12 protein-coding genes are annotated in these 14,348 nt (G+C 75.4%); 6 read left to right on the forward strand and 6 right to left on the reverse strand.

The window, feature by feature from the left end; all coding sequences use genetic code 11:
• Positions 1-24: 24 nt before the first annotated feature.
• Genes ACF1AK_RS29335 through ACF1AK_RS29345 form a run of 3 tightly spaced genes read right to left on the reverse strand, consistent with a single transcriptional unit; the run spans position 25 to position 3,667 of the window.
• Positions 25-1,239, reverse strand: coding sequence for an acetyl-CoA C-acetyltransferase (locus ACF1AK_RS29335; protein ID WP_391501851.1), 1,215 nt, complete (start codon positions 1,237-1,239; stop codon positions 25-27).
• A 51-nt stretch (positions 1,240-1,290) separates the two neighbouring features.
• On the reverse strand, positions 1,291-2,433 hold the full coding sequence (locus ACF1AK_RS29340; RefSeq protein ID WP_391501852.1) for an acyl-CoA dehydrogenase family protein: 1,143 nt from the start codon (positions 2,431-2,433) through the stop codon (positions 1,291-1,293).
• 28 nt (positions 2,434-2,461) lie between these two features.
• Entirely contained in the window at positions 2,462-3,667 is a 1,206-nt protein-coding gene (locus ACF1AK_RS29345) for a CaiB/BaiF CoA transferase family protein (RefSeq protein ID WP_391501853.1), read from the reverse strand.
• 320 nt (positions 3,668-3,987) lie between these two features.
• On the opposite strand from ACF1AK_RS29345, the gene ACF1AK_RS29350 reads away from it, so the two are divergent.
• From ACF1AK_RS29350 to ACF1AK_RS29360, 3 genes are read left to right on the forward strand one after another with little or no spacing between them, the layout of a single operon-like run.
• On the forward strand, positions 3,988-5,067 hold the full coding sequence (locus ACF1AK_RS29350; RefSeq protein WP_391501854.1) for a hypothetical protein: 1,080 nt from the start codon (positions 3,988-3,990) through the stop codon (positions 5,065-5,067).
• Complete coding sequence (locus ACF1AK_RS29355) at positions 5,064-6,365, forward strand: sensor histidine kinase (RefSeq protein ID WP_391501855.1); 1,302 nt, start codon at positions 5,064-5,066, stop codon at positions 6,363-6,365. Before ACF1AK_RS29350 ends, ACF1AK_RS29355 begins: the two co-directional genes overlap by 4 nt.
• A gap of 32 nt (positions 6,366-6,397) precedes the next feature.
• Positions 6,398-7,108 carry a response regulator gene (locus tag ACF1AK_RS29360; RefSeq protein ID WP_391501880.1) on the forward strand — a complete coding sequence of 237 codons (711 nt, stop codon included), beginning with the start codon at positions 6,398-6,400 and terminating at the stop codon, positions 7,106-7,108.
• 71 nt (positions 7,109-7,179) lie between these two features.
• On the opposite strand, the gene ACF1AK_RS29365 is transcribed toward ACF1AK_RS29360, so the two are convergent.
• The gene (locus ACF1AK_RS29365) at positions 7,180-7,551 is read right to left on the reverse strand and encodes a toxin Doc (RefSeq protein ID WP_380294661.1); all 372 of its coding nucleotides are present in this window, start codon (positions 7,549-7,551) and stop codon (positions 7,180-7,182) included.
• Positions 7,552-7,595: 44 nt separating this feature from the next.
• Complete coding sequence (locus tag ACF1AK_RS29370) at positions 7,596-7,808, reverse strand: hypothetical protein (RefSeq protein ID WP_344322900.1); 213 nt, start codon at positions 7,806-7,808, stop codon at positions 7,596-7,598.
• A 237-nt stretch (positions 7,809-8,045) separates the two neighbouring features.
• Between ACF1AK_RS29370 and ACF1AK_RS29375 the strand changes: the two genes are divergently transcribed.
• Together ACF1AK_RS29375 and ACF1AK_RS29380 are read left to right on the forward strand one after the other, a co-directional pair.
• Positions 8,046-9,509, forward strand: coding sequence for a S41 family peptidase (locus ACF1AK_RS29375; protein ID WP_391501856.1), 1,464 nt, complete (start codon positions 8,046-8,048; stop codon positions 9,507-9,509).
• Positions 9,496-10,929, forward strand: a complete 1,434-nt coding sequence (locus tag ACF1AK_RS29380) for a S41 family peptidase (RefSeq protein WP_391501857.1) — start codon at positions 9,496-9,498, stop codon at positions 10,927-10,929. Before ACF1AK_RS29375 ends, ACF1AK_RS29380 begins: the two co-directional genes overlap by 14 nt.
• A gap of 12 nt (positions 10,930-10,941) precedes the next feature.
• Here the strand turns inward: ACF1AK_RS29380 and ACF1AK_RS29385 are convergent, their stop codons facing one another.
• Entirely contained in the window at positions 10,942-12,549 is a 1,608-nt protein-coding gene (locus ACF1AK_RS29385; protein ID WP_391501858.1) for an ABC-F family ATP-binding cassette domain-containing protein, read from the reverse strand.
• Positions 12,550-13,013: 464 nt separating this feature from the next.
• Between ACF1AK_RS29385 and ACF1AK_RS29390 the strand changes: the two genes are divergently transcribed.
• Positions 13,014-14,309, forward strand: a complete 1,296-nt coding sequence (locus tag ACF1AK_RS29390; protein WP_391501859.1) for a hypothetical protein — start codon at positions 13,014-13,016, stop codon at positions 14,307-14,309.
• Positions 14,310-14,348 lie beyond the last annotated feature (39 nt).

Here is a 14,348-nt window from a genome sequence, read left to right on the forward strand (position 1 = left end):
GAGGAGGTGGGGAGGAGGACGGGGTCAGACGCGCTCGACGACGGTGGCGATGCCCATGCCGCCGCCCACGCACAGGGTGGCCAGGCCGTAGCGCAGCTCGCGCCGCTCCAGTTCGTCGACGAGGGTGCCGATCAGCATCGCGCCGGTGGCGCCGAGCGGGTGGCCGAGGGCGATCGCGCCGCCGTTGACGTTCACCTGCTCCGGGGAGAAGCCCATCTCGCGGATGAAGCGCAGCGCGACGGCGGCGAAGGCCTCGTTGATCTCGACCAGGTCGATGTCGGCGGCGCTCAGCCCGGCCTTCGCGAGTGCCTTGCGGGTGGCGGGCGCGGGGCCGGTGAGCATGATGGTCGGCTCGGAGCCGGAGACGGCGGCGGAGACGATCCGGGCGCGCGGCCGCAGCCCGTAGCGCTCGCCGGTCTCGCGGTTGCCGATGGCGACCAGCGCGGCGCCGTCGACGATGCCGGAGGAGTTGCCGGCGTGGTGGACGTGGTCGATCGCCTCCACCCAGTGGTACTTCTGCAGGGCGACGGCGTCGAAGCCGCCGGCCTCGCCGATCGCGGCGAAGGAGGGCTTGAGGCCGGCGAGCGTCTCCACGGTGGTGCCGGGGCGGATGAACTCGTCGCGCTCCAGCACGACCAGGCCGCTGCGGTCGCGGACCGGGACCACCGAGCGGTCGAACAGGCCGTCGGCCTGGGCCTTGGCGGCACGGGCCTGGGACTCGGCGGCGAACGCGTCGACGTCGGTGCGCGAGAAGCCCTCGATGGTGGCGATGAGGTCGGCGCCGATGCCCTGCGGCACGAAGTCGGTCTCGTAGGCCGTCATCGGGTCGGCGAACCAGGCACCGCCGTCCGAGGCCATCTTCACCCGGGACATCGACTCGACGCCGCCGGCCAGGACGAGGTCCTCCCAGCCGGAACGGACCTTGGCGGCGGCCAGGTTGACGGCCTCCAGGCCGGAGGCGCAGAAGCGGTTCTCCTGGACGCCGGCAACGGTGTCCGGCAGTCCGGCGGCGATGGCGGCGATCCGGGCGATGTCGGAGCCCTGGTCGCCGACCGGGCTGACCACGCCGAGCACGATGTCGTCAATCGCCGCCGGGTCGAGGTCCGGGAAGCGGCGGCGGATCTCGTGGATCAGGCCGACGACCAGGTCGATCGGCTTGGTGCCGTGCAGGGAGCCGGTGGCCTTGCCCCGGCCGCGCGGGGTTCGGATCGCGTCGTAGACGTACGCTTCGGTGGTCACGGTGGGGAGCCTTTCGGGGCGGGGGGTGACGGCGGGGCCGGGTGGCGGGGATCAGTCGAGGAGGGAGCGGCCCACGATCTCCTTCATGATCTCGGTGGTGCCGCCGTAGATGGTCTGGATGCGACCGTCGGTGAACGCCCGGGCGACCGGGTACTCAGCCATGTAGCCGTAGCCGCCGTGGAGTTGGAGACAGCGGTCGGCGGTGCGCTTCTGCAGCTCGGTGGCCCACCACTTGGCCATCGAGGCGTCCGCCGGGGTGAGCGCGTAGCGATTGTGCTCGGTGATGCAGCGGTCGACGAAGGTGCGGGTGACCGCGCACTCGGTGGCCAGTTCGGCGATCTCGAAGCGGACGTGCTGGAGCTTGGCCAGCGGCCGGCCGAACGCCTCGCGCTGCTTGACGTGGGCGGTGGTGAGCTCGACCAGGTGCTCGGCCCCGGCGATCGCGGAGGCGGCGATGGTGAGCCGCTCCTGGGCGAGGTTGCGCATCAGGTACAGGAAGCCCTGGTCGAGCTCGCCGAGCAGGTTCTCCTTCGGGACGCGGACGTCGTGGAAGAACAACTCGGCGGTGTCCTGGGCCTTCTGGCCGATCTTGTCGAGGTTGCGGCCGCGCTCGAAGCCGGGCGTGCCGCGCTCGACGACCAGCAGGCCGAGGCCGTGCGCGCCGCCCTCGGGGGTGGTGCGGGCGACCACGACGACCAGGTCGGCGAGGATGCCGTTGGAGATGAACGTCTTGGCGCCGTTGAGCAGGAAGTGGTCCCCCCGGTCGACCGCCCGGGTGCGGATGCCCTGGAGGTCGGAGCCGGTGCCGGGCTCGGTCATCGCGATGGCGGTGATCAGCTCGCCGGTGCAGAACCCGGGCAGCCAGCGGCGCTTCTGCTCCTCGGTGGCGAGCGAGGTGAGGTAGGGGCCGATGATGTCGTTATGCAGGCCGAGCGCCAGGCCGGAGGCGCCGGCCCGGGCGAACTCCTCGGCCAGCACGGCGGCGTAGCGGAAGTCGGCGGTGCCACCGCCGCCGTACTCCTCGGGGACGGCGAGGCCGAGCAGGCCCTGCCGGCCGGCGGCCAGCCAGGCCTCGCGGTCGACGATGCCGGCCTTCTCCCACCGGTCGTAGTACGGCAGCACCTCCTTGGCGAGGAAGGACCGGACGGTGGCCCGGAAGTCCTCGTGCTCGTCGGTGAAGAGGTCGCGTTGCACGGCAGGCTCCTTGGCGAGGTGGGGGCGTTCAGGCGGTCGGCGGCGCGGACGGCGGGTCCAGCCCGGGCACGCCCCAGTCGGCGGCCACCTCGGCGGCGTCGGCGCCCGGCCGGGCGGGCGGGCGGCGCAGCGCGCCGGGGGTGAGGGAGAACCGCGGGGCGGGAGCGGGCTGGGTGACGCCGTCCGCCTCGACGTACGTCCCCCGGCTCGCCAGGTGCGGATGGCGATGGGCCTGACGCATCGTCAGCACCGGCTCCACGCAGGCGTCGGAGCCCGCGAAGACGGCCTCCCAGGCGGCGCGCGGGCGGGTGGCGAAGCGCGCGGCGATCGCGGCCCGCAGCTCGGGCCAGCGGGCGGTGTCCCACTGGCCGGGCGCGTCCGGGCCGAGCTCCAGCAGCCGGGCGAACTCGGCGTAGAACTGCGGCTCCAGGGCGCCCACCGCGAGGTGGCCGCCGTCGGCGGCCGGGTAGACGGCGTAGAACGGCGCGCCGCCGTCGAGCAGGTTCACGCCGCGCCGGTCCTGCCACCGCCCGCCCGCCAGCAGGCCCTGGAGGACGGCGGTGAGGTGGGCGGCGCCGTCGACGACGGCGGCGTCGACGACCTGGCCGGCGCCGGTGGCGCGGGCGTGGTGCAGGGCGGCGAGCAGGCCGACCACCAGGTAGAGCGAGCCTCCGGCGTAGTCGCCGAGCAGGTTGGCGGGGATCGCGGGCGGCCCCTCGGCGGCGCCCGGGGCGCCCGCGGCGTCGGGGGTGGGGGCGGGGGCGACGAGGCCGAGGGCACCCGAGACCGCCGTGTACCCGATGTCGTGCCCGGCCCGGGCGGCCAGCGGCCCGTCCTGCCCCCAGCCGGTCATCCGCCCGTACACCAGCGCGGGGTTGCGGGCCAGGCAGGCCCCGGGCCCGACGCCGAGGCGCTCGGCGACGCCGGGCCGGTAGCCCTCGATCAGCAGATCGGCGCGGGCGGCCAGGTCGAGCACCAGGCCGGGCCCGCCGGGGGCCTTGAGGTCGACGACCACCGAGCGCTTGTTGCGGCCCGCGACGTCATGGGCCGGGTCGATGCCCAGCGGCGGGGGTTCGGGCCGGTCGACCCGGACGACGTCGGCGCCGAGGTCGCCCAGCAGCATCGCGGCGAACGGCCCCGGGCCGATCCCGGCGAGCTCCACGACGCGCACGCCGGCCAGCGGTCCGCCGCGCGCGCCGTTCCCGCCACCGGCCCCGTCACGTTCGGACGCCACTGCCCCTCCGGGGTCGACGAAGTCTGACAGTGAAGCTGTCACACTCGCGATAATAGGGAAGCGACCGTTCAGTAACAAGACCTCTCCCCCGTGCCGTGGCCCCGGGCGCCCGCCGCGCGCCCGGGGCCACGGAGGGCGCCTCGGTGCGTCTGCACGGCGCTCACCGCCGCCGCCAAGGCGATCGGCCGCGAGCCGATCGTCCCCCAGCCGCCCCTCCTCCCCGAGGACCCCCGCCTCCCCCTCCGGTTCCCCCCGGCGGGGGAGGCGGATCGGGTCGCCGGAGGACGTGCGGGCGGGCGGGGGCGCGGGAGCGTGGGGGCATGACCTCGACGCTTCCGCTCCTGTCCACGGCCCCGGCCGCCGCTCCGTCCGCACCCGCGCCCGTCGGCCGGGTGCGGACGGCGGCGGCCGCGGTGGCCGTCGCCGCGACCGTTCCCTACCTCACCCTCAAACTGCTCTGGCTCACCGGTCACCCGGTCGGGGCCGGGGACCCCGCTGCCATGGACGACCTGTGGCTCCTCAACCTGCTCACCGTCGGCATGGACGCCATCGCCGTCGTCCTGGCGCTGGCGTTCGTCCGGCCGTGGGGGCGGCGGGCGCCCGCCGGGCTGCTGGCCTTCCCGATGTGGGTCGCGACCGGGCTGCTCGGCACCCTGCTGGTCGCGCTTCCGCTCCTCCTGCTCTCCACCCTGGTCCTCGGCCCCGAGGCGGCGGGCAGCGAGAACGCCGAGGGGCCGAGCGGCTGGGTGTTCACCCTCGTCTACGGCGGCTTCGCCGTCCAGGGACTGGCGCTGATCACCGGGTTCCTGCGGTACGCGCGGGAGCGCTGGGCCGGGCTGCTGGGCCGCGACCGGATCGGCGACCTGCCGCACTCCCCCACGCTGAGCACCCAGCGGGCCTTCGCCTGCGTCGCCGCGCTGCTCGCCACCGGGATCGCGGCGGCCCGGCTGTCCTGGGCCTTCGGCGCGACGGCCGGGCTGCCGGTGGCGTGGCAGGAGGAGCGCGGCCGGAGCGTGGCGGTCATGGACGCGGTGACGGCCGCGATGGCGGTGGCCGCGGTGGTGGCGCTGCTGGTGCTGGTGTTCCGGCGCCGGCCGGGGTGGCGGCTGCGCGGGCCGCTCGCGCTGGTGTGGACCGCCGGAGGGTCGGTGTTCGCCTGGGGCGCCTGGCAGTTGGTGACGTTCGGGACGACCGTCACGGCCTCCGCCGACCCGCGCGAGGCGGTGCCGGGGCTGCTGCCGCTGGTGGAGGCGGTGCAGGTGGTGACCGGGCTGCTGGTGCTGGCCGTGGGCGCGGTCGCGCTGGCGGAGCGGGCGGCGGCGGGAGCCGTCCCGGACACCGCCTGGGCCGCGACGACGAGCCTGCCGGCCGGGGACGCTGACGTAGAGTCGGCGGAGTGATCACGGGGGCGGGCCGGGAGCCGGAGGGGAGCGGCGGCAGCGCGCTGCGGCGGGCGGCGGGTGCGCTGCTGGGGCGGCGGGCCCGGCTGCGCTGGGTGCACCTGGTGCTCGGCGGGGCGCTGCTGATGCCGTACTGGATGCTGTCGACGGTCGCGCTGGGCGCGCTGGATCCGCGCAAGGGCTCGTTGCTGCAGGTCCTGCTCCACTTCGCCGCGCTCGGCGCCTCGCTCCCGATGGCCGCCGTCACCGCCCTGGTCCCGACCGTCCGGGCGCTGGAGGGTGCGGCGGCCCTGGCCCTGTGCGCGCCCCGCCGGGCGGCGGAGGTGGTCACCGGCCCGGCGCGGTCCTGGGCGGCACGGCGGCGGACGGCCGGGTGGTTCGTGCTGCACCTGCTGTTCGGCGGCGTCGTCAGCGGGATGACGCTGGCCGGGGTGCCGTTCGCGGTGGTGCTGATCCTGCGGCCGACCGGCTTCGAGGACGCGGTGCGGTTCTGGGAGGAGCGCGGCGTGCCCGGCGGGCTGCCCGGTCCGGTGCTGGGCGCGGCGCTGCTGGCCCTGATCGCCGGCACCAGTGCCGGTCTCGGCGCGCTGCTGGCGCGGTGGGCACCGGTGCTGCTCGGCCCGACCCCGGACGAGCGGCTGGCCACCGCCGAACGGCGGGCCGCCGTGCTCGCCCAGCGCAACCGGCTGGCCCGTGAACTGCACGACTCGGTCGGCCACGCGTTGAGCGCCGTCGGCATCCAGGCCTCGGCCGCCGCCCGGGTGCTGCGCACCGACCCGGAGTTCGCGGCGCAGGCGCTGGCCGCCATCGAGGAGACCGCGCGCGGCGCCGTCGCCGAACTGGACGCGGTGCTGGGGCTGCTGCGCGAGGAGGACGGCGACGCGGCGGGGCCCGCCGGACCGACCCTCGCCGGGCTGGACGACCTGCTGCGGCAGCTGGCCCGCACCGGGCTGGCGGTGGAGGCCGCACTGGCCCCCGGCCTGGACCGGCTGCCCGCCGCGTTCTCCCGCGAGGCGTACCGGATCGTCCAGGAGGGCCTGACCAATGTGCTGCGGCACGCCGGCCCGGCCGGCCCCGGACCGGCCCGGCTGCGGGTCGCCCCGGCCGGCGGGCGGCTGGAGATCGAACTGACCAACCCGCTCGGCCGGGCACGGCCCAGCCGGCCCGGTGGCGGACGCGGGCTGCGCGGGATCGGCGAGCGCGCGGCGGCGCTGCACGGCGGCTGCGAGGCCGGGCCGGCGGACGACGGGACGACATGGCGGCTGGCCGTCTGGCTGCCGGTGGGAGGAGAGCGTTGAACGGCAACGGGAGCGGGAGCACGGGCGGGAGCGTGGACGGGGGCGTCGCGGACGGTCCGGGCGGTGTGGCGGGCGGGCCGGTCCGGGTGGTGATCGCCGACGACGAGCGGCTGGTCCGCACGGGGCTGCGGGTGGTGATCGACGCCGAGCCGGACCTCACCGTGGTCGGCGAGGCGGCCGACGGCGCCGAGGTGGTGCCGCTGGTGCGCGCGCTGCGGCCGGACGTGGTGCTGATGGACGTGCGGATGCCGGGGATCGACGGCATCCGGGCCACCGAGCAGCTGGTCGCCGGGATGGCCGTACCGCCCCGGATCCTGGTGGTCACCACCTTCGAGCACGACGACCACGTGTACGACGCGCTGCGGGCGGGGGCGGCCGGCTTCCTGCTGAAGCGGGCACGGGCCGAGGAGATGGTGCAGGCGGTGCGGCTGATCGCGCGCGGCGACTCGCTGCTGTTCCCGGCGGCGGTGCGCGATCTGGCCCTGCGGTACGCGGCGCCGCCCGGACGGACCTCCCGTCCGGCGCCGGAACGCGGCCCGGTCGGGCGGCTCACCGAGCGGGAGGGGCAGGTGCTGCGGCTGATGGCGGCCGGGCTCAGCAACGGGGAGATCGCCGCGAGACTGGTGCTCAGCCAGGAGACGGTGAAGACGCACGTGGGCGGCGTCCTGGCCAAACTGGGGGCGCGGGACCGCACCCAGGCGGTGATCGCGGCGTACGAGTCGGGGTTCGTGCTGCCGGGCTGACGGGGCCCTGGGCGGGCGGCGAGGCGGGGGCGTGCGGGCGACAGGGGTGGGCGGCGGCCGGCCGGTCCCGCTCAGATCCGCCAGGACCGGATCCGGTCGGCCGCCGCGAAGACGTCCGCCCGCCCCTCGGCGATGTCCCTGGCCAGCTCCACCAGCGCCCCGTACGGCGGGTCGATGCCCTCCCCGGCCGCGTGCATGTACGCCGCCGTCGTCATGCAGGCGTACAGGTTGTTGCGCACCGGAAGCGGCCGCAGCAGCACGATCGTGTGCATCAGGGTGGCCGCGCACCAGGCCGGATCCGCGTCGTGGCCGAGCTGTGCGGTGTTCACCCGGTGCCGGGCGACGGCCGCCTGAAGCGCCGAGTAGTCCCGCACGCTGAGGTCCTCCGGCGAGGCCAGCTCCTGGACGTCGAGCAGCCAGCGCAGATCGACCCGCAGCAGCATCATCGCGGCACCCCGGTCGCCCGTCCCTCCCCGCGCCGCCCCGCTCAGGCGGCCGGCGCGTCCTCCGGGAACTCCCGGTCGAACTCCTCGCGGTGGGCGTTCCAGAAGGCCACCGCGTGGGAGACGAACACCCGGCGCTGCTGCTCCCGCACACTCAGGTCGTGCACATACGCCTTGACACTCTTGCCGTCGGCGGCCGCCGCCTCGCGGATCGCGGCGAGCTCGTGCTCCGTGTACTCGATGTTGAGTGCTGGCATGGCGCCGATGGTACTGGAGCGCACGGGAGTTGGACACCGAGTCGGTGACCCCGACGCCGCCGCGGCCGGGTGTACGCCGCCGGTCGGAGCCCGGTGCGCCCGGCGTACCTCCGTGGTCCCGGTGCGGACCGCTCCGCAGGCTGACGTGCGGCGGCTCCCCCGGTCCGTACCGTCAACCCGTGGGCGGCGGAGGGGTTCCGCGGGGGAGGCCCGGACCTGGAGACGACAGGGGACGGCATGGGTATCGAACGACGGAGGCCGGTGGCCCGGGCGGCGGCGATCACGGCGGTCGCGCTCGCGGTCACGGCGGGCACGGCCGGCGCGGCGGGAGCGGCGGGCGCCGCGGCGGACGGGGACGGCCCGGCGCAACGGCCGGGCGTCAACCGGCTGGAGGGCGTCTGGCAGGCGGACGGTTACGGCACGATCGCGGAGATCCACGGCACCACCCTCACCACCTACGACGTGACCCGGATCAGTTGCACCCCGGGGTTCATCGTCGCCGCGCAGGTCGGCGCGGCCGCGCCCGGGGGCGCCGTACGGTACGGCCGGCCCGGCACGGGGTACGGCGAGCTGACCGTCACGCCCCGGGGGCGCGACCGGGCCGTGTACAAGGAGGACAGCGCCGCCGGGGCCAAGAACCTCTCCCGGCTGCCCGGCGGGCTGCCGGCCCGGTGCACCCGGCCGGCGCCGCAGGACGCCCTCGCGGTGTTCGACCGGTTCTGGGCGACCTTCGAGGAGAACTACCCCTTCTTCGCCGCCAAGGGCGTCGACTGGAAGGCCCGGGGCGCGCAGGCGCGGGCGGCCATCACCCCGGCGACCGACACCACCGCGCTCGCGGGGATCATCACGGGCCTGCTCGAACCGCTCGGCGACGCGCACACCTTCCTCGGCCGCAAGGCGGCCGACGGCGGCTACGACCTGGTCTTCGGCGGCCTGCGCCCGGGCACCCGGGAGCCCGACGACCGGCTGCGGGAGCAGGCGGCCCGGGCGGTCGCCGCCCAACTCCTCGCCCCGGAGCAGACCTTCGGCCGTGGCCGGCTGGGCGTCGGCGAACTGCCGGGCGGCCTCGGCTACCTCCGGGTGAGCGGCTTCGACGGGTACGTCGCCGACGGCCCGTACCAGGCCCACGCGGCCGAGCTGGACCGGGCGCTGGACGTCCTGCTCGCCCACCCCGAGCGGCTGAACGGTCTGGTGATCGACCTCCGGCTGAACGGCGGCGGCTCGGACGAGCTGGGTCTGCGGATCGCCTCCCGGCTCACCGACCGGCCCTTCCTCGCCTACCGCAAGGTGGCGCGCAACGACCCGGCCGACCCGACCGCCTTCACCCGGCCCCAGCCGGTGACCGTCCGCCCCGCCGCCGGGGCGGCCCGCTACACCGGGCCGGTCGCCCTGCTCACCGCCGGCTCGACGGTGAGCGCGGGCGAGACCTTCACCCAGGCGATGGCGGAACGGCGCCCGGCGCCGGTGCAGATCGGCGAGAACACCCAGGGCGTCTTCTCCGACGTCATGTTCAAACCGATCTCCGACGAGCTGCTCACCGGCCTGCCGAACGAGAAGTTCCTCACCCGCGACGGCAGCACCTTCGACGGCCCGGGCATCCCCCCGGACGTCCGCACCCCGGTCTTCACGGAGGAGGAGCTGGCCGGCCTGAAGGACTCCGCCCTGACCGAGGCCCGCAGGATCCTCGGTGCCGAGCACTGACCGGCGGGGACCGGCCCGCGCCGCGACCGTCCTCGCCCTCGCCCTCGCGGTGGCGGCGGGTCCGGCCGCACCCGCCCTCGCCTCCGGGGGCGCCGGCGCCCGGCTCGACGGGGTCTGGCGGATGGACGGGTACGGCACCCTGCTCAGCGTCTCCGGCACGCACCTCGCCTCCTACGACCTCACCAGGAACAGCTGCACCCCCGGGCTGGCGTCCGCCGAGCAGTTCGGCGCGCCCCTGCCCGGCGGCGCCGTCCGCTACGGCGCCCCCGGAACGCCCTTGGGCCAGTTCACCATCACCCCGCGCGGACGCCACCGGGCCGTGTACGCGAAGGACGCGGCCACCGGCACCCGGGCGCTGGAACGCCTGCCCGGCGGGCTGCCGGCGCGGTGCGCACTGCCGGTCTCCGACGAACCCCTCGCGGTGTTCGACAGGTTCTGGGACAGCTTCGAGGAGAACTACCCCTTCTTCGCCGCCAAGGGCGTCGACTGGCACGCCGCACGGGCGGCGTACCGGCCGACGGTCACGGCGGAGAACCTGGTGGACACGATCACCGCCATGGTCCAACCGCTCCAGGACTCGCACGTGGCCCTTCTGCGCGCCGATCCCGCCGGCGGGTACACCACCTTCTTCCGGGCGATGCGGGAGGGCACCGTGGCACCGACCCCGCAGCTGCTGAGCACCGTGCTGCCGCCGGTCCGCGCCCAGCTGACCGCCCCCGAGCAGCCGTTCGCGAACGGCATCCTCGGTGTCGGCGAACTCCCGGACGGCATCGGCTACCTCCGGGTGAGCGCGTTCAGTGACTACGTCGGCGGGGGCGGCCAGCAGGAGCAGGAGGCCGAGCTGGAGCGGGCCGTCGACGCCCTGCTCGACCGGCCCCGCGCCGCACCGCTGCGCGGGGTGGTGATCGACGTCCGGGTGAACGCCGGCGGCTCGGACGCGCTGGCCGTCCGGCTCGCCTCCCGGTTCACCGACCGGCCGTACCAGGCCTACCGGAAGGTGGCCCGCAACGACCCGGCCGACCCGACCGCCTTCACCCGGCCCCAGCCGGTGACCGTCCGCCCCGCCGCCGGGGCGAGCCGCTTCACCGGGCCCGTGGCGCTGCTGACCTCGGGATCCACGGTGAGCGCCGGCGAGACCTTCACCCAGGCGCTGATGGGCCGCAGCCCGCACATCACCCGGATCGGCGAGAACACCCAGGGCGTCTTCTCCGACCAGCTGCCCCGGCGGCTCTCCCCGGACCTCGTCCTGCTCCTGCCGAACGAGGAGTTCCTCACCCCGGCCGGCACCACCTTCGACGGACCGGGCATCCCGCCGGACGTCCGCACCCCGGTCTTCACGGAGGAGGAGCTGGCCGGGCTGAAGGACTCCGCCCTGACCGAGGCCCGGCGGCTGCTCGCCGCCGGGGCCGGCCCCCGCTGAGCCGTCACGGCGTCACATCGGGTCCACCGCCCTCAGCTCGCCGTCCAGCTCCAGCCAGCGGGTGACGCCCAGGCCGCGCAGGAACGGCAGGTCGTGGCTGGCGACGATCAGCGCACCCCGGTACGCGGCCAGCGCCTGGGTGAGCTGACGGACACTGGCCAGGTCGAGGTTGTTGGTCGGCTCGTCGAGCAGCAGCAGCTGCGGCGGCGGGTCGGCCAGCAGCAGCGCGGCCAGGGTGGCGCGGAACCGCTCCCCGCCGGAGAGCGTGCCGGCCGGCTGGTCGGCCCGCCCGCCACGGAACAGGAACCGGGCCAGCCGGGCCCGGATCGCGTTGTCCCCCGCGCCCGGCGCGAACAGCTTGACGTTGCCCACCACGGTCAGCTCGTCGTCGAGCAGGTCCAGCCGCTGCGGGAGGTGGCGCAGCGGCACCGGCGTGGTGACCTCGCCCTCCAGCGGGGCGAGTTCGCCGGCGATGGTGCGCAGCAGGGTGGACTTCCCCGCGCCGTTGCGGCCGACCAGGGCGATCCGTTCGGGCCCGCGCAGGTCGAGGTGGGCGGTGCTGCCGTGCGGCATCCGGACCTTCTGCAGGGTGAGCACGGTGCGCCCGGCCGGCACGGCGGTGCGGGGCAGGTCGATCCGGATCTCGGCGTCGTCCCGGACGGCCTCCTCGGCGGCGGTCAGCTTGCGCCTGGCCTCCTCCAGCCGCTCGGTGTGCATGCCCTGGATCCGGCCCGCGGTCTCCTGGCCCTGGCGTTTGAGCTTGCCGGCGACGATGTGCGGGTCGTTGCGGGTGACCGAGCGCTTCCTGCCGTAGCCGGCGCTGCGCTCCAGCCGCATCCGGGCCTCGGCCAGGTCCCGTTTCTGGCGGTGGACATCGGCCTCGGCGTTGCGCAGCAGCCGCTCGGCGGTCTCCTGCTGGGCGGCGACGGTGCGCTCGTACTCGGCGAAGTTGCCGCCGTACCAGGTGACCTGGCCGCCCCTCAGTTCGGCGATCTGGTCGACGTGCTGGAGCAGTTCGCGGTCGTGGCTGACGATCACCATCACGCCGCCCCAGCCGGCCACCGCCTCGTGGAGCCGCGCACGGGCGTCACGGTCGAGGTTGTTGGTCGGTTCGTCGAGCAGCAGGACGTCGGGACGGCGCAGCAGCAGGGTGGCCAGCCGCAGCAGGACGGCCTCGCCGCCGGAGAGTTCACCGGTGGTGCGGTCGAGGCCGAGCCGGTGCAGGCCGAGCCGGTCGAGCAGCGCGCGGGCGCGCTCCTCGACGTCCCAGTCGTCACCGACCGCGTCGAAGTGCCGCTGGTCGGTGGAACCGGTCTCGATGGCGTGCAGGGCCTCGCGGGCGGCCCGGATGCCGAGCGCCTCGTCGACCCGCAGGCCGGTGTCCAGGGTCAGGCCCTGCGGCAGGTAGCCGATCTCGCCGGCCGCCTTGACGGTGCCCGAGGTGGGCGTGAGTTCGCCCGCCAGCAGGCGCAGCAGGGTGGACTTCCCCGCGCCGTTGAGCCCGATCAGCCCGGTGCGGCCGGGGCCGACGGCGAGCTGGAAGCCGTCGAGGACGGGTCTGCCGTCCGGCCACTCGAAGGAGAGGTCGGTGCAGAGGAGTGAGGTGGTGGGTTGTGCCATGGAGAGCCTCCCGGAGGTCGCCGACGTGGTCGTGGAGCAACACGGGGAGACACCGCGGGTGCGGGCGGGACCGGGAAGGGAGGGCCGGGGGTCGTCGGAGTGACAGGGGACGCCGGGCCGGCTCACCACTGAGGTCGGGCACGCGCACACTCACGGACCGCTGGCAGTGGCATGACCGGCGACAAGGCGGTGGCATGGCTGCGGTGCGGCGGGGGCGGTGTCTCGGGACCTCAGTAGATCAAGGGCCTACTCCTGTTCTGGCGGCTGGCGAGGATCACGCTACGGAGCGGCCCGGCAGCCGTGCAACCGGTTTTTTCGGTGCCGATCGCGTGCCGATCCGGTGACAGCCGTGCCCCGGACCGGTCCGCGCGGCCGGGGGTGTCCGCCGCGCATGGCAGACTCCTCCCCTGCCACCCCGCCGACCTTCGCGGCGGTGGCGTGCATTCACAGGGGGAACAGAACTCATGTCACCGATATCCCGGGCGACGCGTGCCGCGCTGGGCGCTTCCGCCGTCGCGCTGACCATGGTCGTCGCGACCGCGTGCGGCCCGGAGAACAGCGACCCGGCCGCCGCCCCGTCCGGCGCGCAGGGCGCCGCGACCACCGCGCCCGCCGCGGACTCCACGGGCAAGCCGGGCGCCCTGCCGCCGATCAAGCTGCCGACCGCCGACGAGCTCAGGAAGTGGAGCTTCGACGACTGGGACAAGTGGGCCCAGCAGAACGTCATCACCCCGGCGGTCAAGGGCTTCTGGGACCTCCAGAAGATCCTCAAGGCGAAGCCGGCCAAGCCCGGTCCGGGCAACCAGCCGACCGCGCAGCCCAGCGCCCAGCCCACGACGCAGCCCACCGCGCAGCCGACGTCGGCGGCCCCGACGGCCCAGCCGACCGGCGCCGCCCCGACCCAGCCCGGCGGCGGCGGAACCGGCGGCAGCGGCGGAACCGGCGGAACCGGCGGCGGCCAGAACGACCCGCAGCCGAAGCTGGTCGAGATGAAGCCCGTCGCCCACCCGTACGCCAAGCCGGCCCACGTCAACGGCAAGCTGTTCTTCCAGGACGGCAACCAGGACTACGTCTGCTCCGGCACCGTCGTCTCCGACCCGGCCAACCCGGGCAGGAGCAACCTGGTCTGGACGGCCAGCCACTGCCTGCACGGCGGCAAGGGCGGCAAGTACCACACCAACATCACCTTCGCCCCGGCGTTCAACAGCACCGGCGCGGTCAGCGGCGGCAAGCAGGGCTCGCTCGCCGAGGCCGAGCCGTACGGCGAGTGGGGCGCCGTCGCGGGCATGGTCGCCCCGCAGTGGACGGCCGAGGCCGACCCGGAGAACGGCGGCCCGTGGAGCCAGTACGACTTCGGCATCCTCAGGGTGGCCAACCCGGACGGCAGCGCCAAGTCCCTGGAGGAGGTCGTCGGCGGCTCGGTGCCGGTCTGGTTCAACGCCCCGCGCGAGCAGATCGCCACCGTGAGCACCTACGGCTACCCGGCCGGCAAGCCGTTCGACGGCATGGAGCTGGAGCACTGCGAGGCCGGCAAGCCCGCCCGCCGCTCGATGGACCCGGCCCGCCCGACCATGCTGATGACCGGCTGCAACGGCACCGGCGGGGACAGCGGCGGCGGCTGGTTCACCACCAGGGACGGCAAGCAGGTCCTGGTCTCGGACACCTCCATCGGCGGGTTCGACAACACCTGGGAGGCCGGCCCCTACCTGGACGACGTCGCCCAGCACGCCCTGGAGTACTTCTCCAGGAAGAGCAAGTGACCCCGGTCACGCACTGAACCCTCCGCCGGGGGCGGTGGC

Source organism: Kitasatospora sp. NPDC015120, assembly GCF_043080305.1.
GTDB lineage: Bacteria > Actinomycetota > Actinomycetes > Streptomycetales > Streptomycetaceae > Kitasatospora.

Bases quoted from the DNA above. Each gene is read 5' to 3' on its own strand.
- ACF1AK_RS29350 (WP_391501854.1), top strand. From the start codon at position 3,988: ATGACCTCGACGCTTCCGCTCCTGTCCACGGCCCCGGCCGCCGCTCCG.
- ACF1AK_RS29365 (WP_380294661.1), bottom strand. From the start codon at position 7,551: ATGCTGCTGCGGGTCGATCTGCGCTGGCTGCTCGACGTCCAGGAGCTG.
- ACF1AK_RS29370 (WP_344322900.1), bottom strand. From the start codon at position 7,808: ATGCCAGCACTCAACATCGAGTACACGGAGCACGAGCTCGCCGCGATC.
- ACF1AK_RS29375 (WP_391501856.1), top strand. From the start codon at position 8,046: ATGGGTATCGAACGACGGAGGCCGGTGGCCCGGGCGGCGGCGATCACG.
- ACF1AK_RS29385 (WP_391501858.1), bottom strand. From the start codon at position 12,549: ATGGCACAACCCACCACCTCACTCCTCTGCACCGACCTCTCCTTCGAG.
- ACF1AK_RS29390 (WP_391501859.1), top strand. From the start codon at position 13,014: ATGTCACCGATATCCCGGGCGACGCGTGCCGCGCTGGGCGCTTCCGCC.